The 5,927-nt window shown below is 31.7% G+C and carries 8 protein-coding genes; 1 reads left to right on the forward strand and 7 read right to left on the reverse strand.

Annotated elements, in window-relative coordinates; translation table 11 throughout:
- Positions 1 to 316: 316 nt before the first annotated feature.
- From ABJF52_RS00160 to ABJF52_RS00175, 4 genes are all read right to left on the reverse strand, one after another.
- Positions 317 to 736 (reverse strand): DUF2147 domain-containing protein, encoded by a 420-nt coding sequence (locus ABJF52_RS00160; protein WP_348144525.1) that lies wholly within the window; start codon positions 734 to 736, stop codon positions 317 to 319.
- A 27-nt stretch (positions 737 to 763) separates the two neighbouring features.
- Positions 764 to 1,240, reverse strand: a complete 477-nt coding sequence (locus ABJF52_RS00165; RefSeq protein ID WP_348144527.1) for a hypothetical protein — start codon at positions 1,238 to 1,240, stop codon at positions 764 to 766.
- Between the two features lie 113 nt (positions 1,241 to 1,353).
- Positions 1,354 to 1,929, reverse strand: a complete 576-nt coding sequence (locus ABJF52_RS00170; RefSeq protein WP_348144530.1) for a Crp/Fnr family transcriptional regulator — start codon at positions 1,927 to 1,929, stop codon at positions 1,354 to 1,356.
- Between the two features lie 242 nt (positions 1,930 to 2,171).
- The gene (locus tag ABJF52_RS00175; protein ID WP_348144533.1) at positions 2,172 to 3,095 is read right to left on the reverse strand and encodes a hypothetical protein; all 924 of its coding nucleotides are present in this window, start codon (positions 3,093 to 3,095) and stop codon (positions 2,172 to 2,174) included.
- Positions 3,096 to 3,379: 284 nt separating this feature from the next.
- Between ABJF52_RS00175 and ABJF52_RS00180 the strand changes: the two genes are divergently transcribed.
- The gene (locus ABJF52_RS00180) at positions 3,380 to 3,526 is read left to right on the forward strand and encodes a hypothetical protein (RefSeq protein ID WP_348144536.1); all 147 of its coding nucleotides are present in this window, start codon (positions 3,380 to 3,382) and stop codon (positions 3,524 to 3,526) included.
- A 119-nt stretch (positions 3,527 to 3,645) separates the two neighbouring features.
- Here the strand turns inward: ABJF52_RS00180 and ABJF52_RS00185 are convergent, their stop codons facing one another.
- The 3 genes from ABJF52_RS00185 to ABJF52_RS00195 all read right to left on the reverse strand — a co-directional run bounded on the left by ABJF52_RS00185 (position 3,646) and on the right by ABJF52_RS00195 (position 5,758).
- On the reverse strand, positions 3,646 to 4,164 hold the full coding sequence (locus tag ABJF52_RS00185; protein ID WP_348144539.1) for a RidA family protein: 519 nt from the start codon (positions 4,162 to 4,164) through the stop codon (positions 3,646 to 3,648).
- Positions 4,165 to 4,264: 100 nt separating this feature from the next.
- Positions 4,265 to 4,996: a DUF6090 family protein gene (locus tag ABJF52_RS00190; protein ID WP_348144542.1), complete on the reverse strand. Its 732-nt coding sequence runs from the start codon at positions 4,994 to 4,996 to the stop codon at positions 4,265 to 4,267.
- An 18-nt stretch (positions 4,997 to 5,014) separates the two neighbouring features.
- The gene (locus ABJF52_RS00195) at positions 5,015 to 5,758 is read right to left on the reverse strand and encodes a hypothetical protein (protein WP_348144545.1); all 744 of its coding nucleotides are present in this window, start codon (positions 5,756 to 5,758) and stop codon (positions 5,015 to 5,017) included.
- Positions 5,759 to 5,927 lie beyond the last annotated feature (169 nt).

Genomic DNA, 5,927 nt, shown 5'->3' on the forward strand with positions numbered 1-5,927 from the left:
TGCGTATAGCGACTTGATATGTAGCGTTGCTAAGCCGTAGCGGCGTATTTGGCAAATAAGCACTTATTTTAGATTAGGCTAGCAAGCCGCCATAGCGCTGCGATGATGTAGCATTTCCAAAAGACCGAGAATCGAGGTACGAGATGAAGGGATTTTGGTCGACGCAGGTGAATGCTACATCATCGGTCATGTGTATGGTTAGTTGCGTGTTTCAGCAACTAAATTAGTAAACAAAAACGAACCAAAGGAAATTCCGAAAGAATTTCCAAGTAGGCGAGCACTAGCAATGAATTATACACGGTGTTCTATGCCGTTATTATTCCTTTCTGAGCCAATATTGAGTTCTTCCAAAAAGAGAAAACCCAAGGTAACCTCTTACTTTCAATTTGTTAGTATTCATTAGTTCTAAATAACACTTGTAAGTTTTTCCATTTTCTGGATCCATTATAGTTCCGCCATTAAATTCGTCTTTATCTTTTTTTAGATTTTCAATAATGATTAAGTCAATTATTGGTTTGTTTTTATTTTTTCCTGTACATGTTTCGCAGACAGCATTTTTTTCGCTAACATAACTTTCTACTATTTTCGCAAAAAAGAGATTATTACTTTCATAAATTTCAATAACTGATTTTTTCTCTTCGGTTTTATCATCAAAAGTTTCCCATTGTCCAATAATAGATTGTCCGTGAGTAGTAAAACTGAAAGTTAAGAAGAATAATATATATAAATGTTTCATAGTTATTGGTTGTTTTCAAGTGTTAAATTAAGTGACTTTTGTTTCTTCTTTATCAATAACTTTCATAGTTATGATTAGAAAGACTAGAGAAATTGTTTCAAAAAGTACTCTTAACCAATGCATAAAATTCCAATTTTTCAATGTAGATTTTAATTGGTACGCATCAAAAGAGGCTTCATAGAATTGTTGATTAGTGCCTTTAAAATAGGTATAGAAAATTGCAATTATTAAAAGAGCAAAAAAAGATGATACAATTGAATATTTTAACGCAGTACGTTTGTTTAAAAAACAAAAAACGCTAATACTTATTGGAATCAATACAGCGATAATGGTTAGAATAGTATAAAATTTGCCTATTAGTGGTCCAAATTTAGAATAGTATTTATAGAATTCCTGAGTGGATAAAGATTGCCAATATGGAACTAATAAAAATCCTTCTGTAATTTGACTTCCTAAAAAAATAGAAAAAATTATAATTGCTAAAAAAAATAAAATCCTATTCATACATTGACTGTTTTATTTTTTTGAAAAACCTCTAAAAAAGATAAGTTCAAAATCATTTTCAATGTAAAGGAAAATACTTTTCGGTGTGGTTACATTTACATATGTAATTAAAATTAGAATTCTTTCAGTTTTTTTCGAATTCGACTTAATTGAGTTGGCGAAATGCCTAAATATGAAGCAATGTAATATTGTGGTATGATAGTTTCAATAGATGGAAATTTTTGTTGCATTATTAAATATCTTTTGTCAGCATCTAATAGAGCCATTTCAATTTCTTTCTGTTCTTTTTCTAAAAAATAAAATTCAGCTATTTTTCTACCTAATCTTTCTAAATCGTGAAATTTATTATAGAGTTTTTCCATTTCTCTATAATCAGCAACCAAGATTTCACAATCAGTTAAGGCTTGTTGGGCTATCTTGTTTGGTTGCTTTGTAAGTAAAGAATTGTAAGCACCAATTATGGAAGAATCTACAAAAAATTGTTTGGTATATTCTTTTCCTTCTTGATTTAAGAAAAATGCTCTAACTATTCCTTTTTTTAAGAACCCTATTTGTTGTGCATATTCATTTTCTCGTACAAAAAAATCATTTTTCTTAAGTTGTAAAGGTTTAAAGCATTTTTTCAATTCTTTAAATGTAACTTCCTTAATAGGACTAATTTGATTTATGTAGGTTATTAGTTGTTTCATTCTTTTAAGGTAGTAACTTAATGGTTTGTCCTAATGGCATAGAACGGTTGGGCTAAGCGTAGTGCGGAGGCAAGGAAACGTTTCGTTTCCGTCTGCCGACGAAGCTAAAGCTTATTGTTTAGTTTTATTTTTTTCTTGTCCAAAGCTAAATCCATAAGATTTAGCGACATCATAAAAATTCACCGACCTTTTGATTTTGCCCTAAAGTCCGCATTACGTTTAGGCATTGTTGTAAAACGTTTTTATTCCGATTCGAGTTTTATATGGTTTAATACCCTTTCATGTATGCGATGAACTATGAAGTCAGACCAACCTTTCCAATAAATTTCAGGATATATATCTACTTTGTACCAAGTAGTTCCTTCCAATTCAGTTTGATTATCGGAAATTTTTGTCAATTTGAATTGTCCCTTGTAAGATTTGAAATAACCGTCTAAATGTTGCGGATGAACCTCCCAAAATGGATTTAATTCGTTCATCGGAGTTGGTTGTTCTCGTACATCAAATTGCAATAAGTTTGGTTCATTCCAAGTTGTGATTGGCTCAATAAAACTACCAGTTGTAAAATTACAATATCGAACCGCACCAACTCCTTTCCCAACAATAGTTGCATCAGTAGGGTAGGCGATACCTGTTTTAAAAATCCAATCTGTTGGTTCATCAATTTTGTCGAAGGTGACTACATTTTTCCAGACCTTTTCAATAGGTGCATTGACTATAATTTTAGTTTTTACAGGTATTAAATCTTTTGGTTTGTTGAAATAATCGAAACTCATAAAACCTAGAGATAATACAGCCAGAATTATAGTTGTATTAGTTGGATTCATAAAATTTGAGTTGGAACTTTTATAACCGATATAAGAACCTAACCAAACTGCTAAACCAAGCAGAGGACTTGCCATTAAAAGGCAAATAAGACCTTCGATGGCAAAAACTAAAAGAGCAAGACACGCAAGTCCTAACGCCACAAAACTTAGTCGATATGCCATGCTTTTAGTGATTAAAACTTTCTTTCCAGAAATATAAGGTGGCAAAAATCCAATTATGAATGGTATAAATACAAAAACGCTCCAACCATAATCTCCAAGGTAATTGATTGATACAAAGCCTAAGATTTGGATTAAAACCAAAGTAATTATGATAGAAAAGAGGTGGGTTTTATTCAAATTTTAAAATGTTTTACAACGCAGCGCTATGGGCAGTTGGTCTTTTTTTTATGGAAATATAGTAAAATCCAACAACGATGTAACGGGAATAGTACTAATTATGAATATGGATTCCGATTTCATCGTTTATCAAGTAGCCCCGTTTTTTTTACGGGGCGTGACTTGTGGATTTTGCACCCGCCTGAACGGAACGGGCAGGGTATTGAGAATAAAAAATCGTCAACCGTCCCGAAGCTTCAGGACTGCGATGCCATAGCATTTCCAAAAGACCTAGAGACAGCTGCGTGAACAGTGTGCGAGTAGGAGCGGGGGAAAAACGAGATGAAGAGATTTTGGTCGACGCAGGCGTTCCAAGCGCAGCGAAAATAGGAATACTTTTTAAAAACAATAAAAATGTTATAAATAATGCTACATCATGGTATTGGCTATGAGTAGTTGCGTGGTTTAGCACTTAACTTTGCAAGTATATATCAAATTTAAAACCCTCGCGGATTTCTAAAGTAGACGAGAATAAGCCATTACTTATAGCCATTATTGTATGATTGTACTTTTATTCAGATTTATGTACTTCAAGTTCTATTTCAACCATAAATTCAGGTATTGCTAATCCCTTTACTTCAAGCCAAGAACCAGTAGGAAATCCGTTTTTATAAATTTCTGCTCGGTAGGCAGATTTTTTAAGCATTTGTGCCATATCAGTTGTGAAAATGTCTTCTTTTACAACATCGTCAAATGTGCAACCATAATGTTTTAATATTTTTTCCAAATCAGCATAACAGTTTTTCATCTGCTGTTCTATATCACCAATAGCAGTTGGATTTCCTTCATCGTCCATACTTACAGCTCCAGAGATTTTAATGCTATTACCGATTTTCACAGCGTGTGAATATCCATAAGCTTTTTCAACTTCAGGTCGTAACAGAAAGTATTCAGGTTTTTCGGATGTAACTATTACTTCTTCTTTAATTTTTTTTGTTTCTTCTTTTTGCTTTTGTTCACAGCTCTGTAATCCAAAAGTTAATACATAAAGAGTTGAAAGTAAAGTCAGTCGGTTGGTTGATTTTTTCATAATTCGGATTATTTAGTATTTATTTATTCCGTTTTCGGATTTTCTATAATTCTGTTGAATTTCCTTTTTCAGTATGAAGCATAACGGTATTGTGCTTTCGTTATTTGTTTAACTCTTCGTTGATTAATTCAGATAATTCTTTTGTGGATTCAAGTAAATATTGCATATCCTTTAATAAGTTTTTATCTGTAAAATCTCTAAATTGAAAAGTTCCATTTATGATGTTAATTGCTGAAATTATATCTTCCTTCCTAATTAATTGATTCAATAGTTTGGGATTTATATTTAAAATATAATTTATAGGTCCAAGACCAATTGCTTTTTGACCATCCTTTAAGTGAACGTCATTATTCCCAGATATAGTTTTAATAATTCCGTTTTGAGTAGTTCTCAAATTTAGTAGAGCATTCCTAATTTCATCTGGCATTAATTTAATGTCTCCCGTAGATATTAAAGATTCTATTGTGTTTGTATTGAAAGTATAATAACCAAATTCCCAATCAAGTGTACCAATAAGAGGTATCACATCATTGATATTTTCAGCTTCAGGTAATTTTTCTAAATACTTTTGATATTTCGAAAGACTCGAATCAAGATATATAATATTTCTGTTAATATAAATAGTGTCCTTCGCTAAATCTTGTACAACCTGCTTATAGTAATTATTGCGAATTTTTGAGCTTTTTCTATTTTCATTCCAATTATTAATCTGTAACGCAATTAAAATTCCAATAACAACAAGTATAATTTCACCAAGAGCATATTTCAAATACTTTCCAGTTTTACCTTCTGAAAGCAAATTTTGCCGAATTTTTCTAAAGAATTTTATCATTGGTTAGTTATATATAATTTAATCATATTGCGTTTCCGTAAGAATTTTATCAATCAATAAGTCTAATTCTATAAATAGATTTTTGTTATCTGCCATCCAGTATAAAAACCCGTCAGTAAGGTTTTCGAATTCAATATCTTTAAAAATTTGAAGTTTATCCACCTTCAGGTTTGATTTTTCTTTCCAATTTAATGGACCATAGGCATCGATATCTTTATAGGAATATTTTTTTGATAAGTAGGGAAAAATCTCGTTATCAGATATTGCAGTAAATCTTGTCGTTCTATCTGTCAACGCCTTCATCGTTCGTCCCCAATTATATATTAAATTAACTAATTCCTTATTTTGGAGCAAATCCAAACGTCCTGATTGTATGAGACCAGAAATGGTGTTTTCCGAGGGTCTGAATATAGGAGGGTCAAAGGCATAAAAAAGTAAACTATCGACATTTTTCTTTTTAAGATAATCTTCGTCTTTGCCCATACTATTCATTAATTGTTTAAGGGCCGCCTCACATAATTCAGCTTCCTCAATTCTTCTTTTTAAAATCGTTTTGTTTTGCAAATATTCAGCATGAATGTTCTTTACAATGGTTTGTTCTTCAAGCTTCTGGATTCTTTCTTGGTTCCAATTATTGATTTGAAGCGCAATTAAAATTCCAATAACCACAAGTACAATTTCTCCAATAGCATAAATCAGATATTTACTGAATTTATTTTCAGAGAGTAGATTTTGTCTAATTTTTCTAAAGAATTTTATCATTGGTTAGCGGTTTCTGATAATGAAGCACAACGCAGCGCTATGGGCAGTTGGTCTTTTTTTTATGGAAATATAGTAAAATCCAACAACGATGTAACGGGAATAGTACTAATTATGAATTTGGATCCCGATTTCATCGTTTATCAAGTAGCCCCGTTTTTTCTACGGGGCG

Source organism: Aurantibacter sp., assembly GCF_039941195.1.
In the GTDB taxonomy this organism is placed as follows: domain Bacteria; phylum Bacteroidota; class Bacteroidia; order Flavobacteriales; family Flavobacteriaceae; genus Aurantibacter_A.

Excerpts from the sequence above, each read along its gene's own strand:
- ABJF52_RS00160 (WP_348144525.1), bottom strand. The coding sequence starts at position 736 with ATGAAACATTTATATATATTATTCTTCTTAACTTTCAGTTTTACTACT.
- ABJF52_RS00170 (WP_348144530.1), bottom strand. The coding sequence starts at position 1,929 with ATGAAACAACTAATAACCTACATAAATCAAATTAGTCCTATTAAGGAA.
- ABJF52_RS00165 (WP_348144527.1), bottom strand. The coding sequence starts at position 1,240 with ATGAATAGGATTTTATTTTTTTTAGCAATTATAATTTTTTCTATTTTT.
- ABJF52_RS00185 (WP_348144539.1), bottom strand. The coding sequence starts at position 4,164 with ATGAAAAAATCAACCAACCGACTGACTTTACTTTCAACTCTTTATGTA.
- ABJF52_RS00195 (WP_348144545.1), bottom strand. The coding sequence starts at position 5,758 with ATGATAAAATTCTTTAGAAAAATTAGACAAAATCTACTCTCTGAAAAT.
- ABJF52_RS00190 (WP_348144542.1), bottom strand. The coding sequence starts at position 4,996 with ATGATAAAATTCTTTAGAAAAATTCGGCAAAATTTGCTTTCAGAAGGT.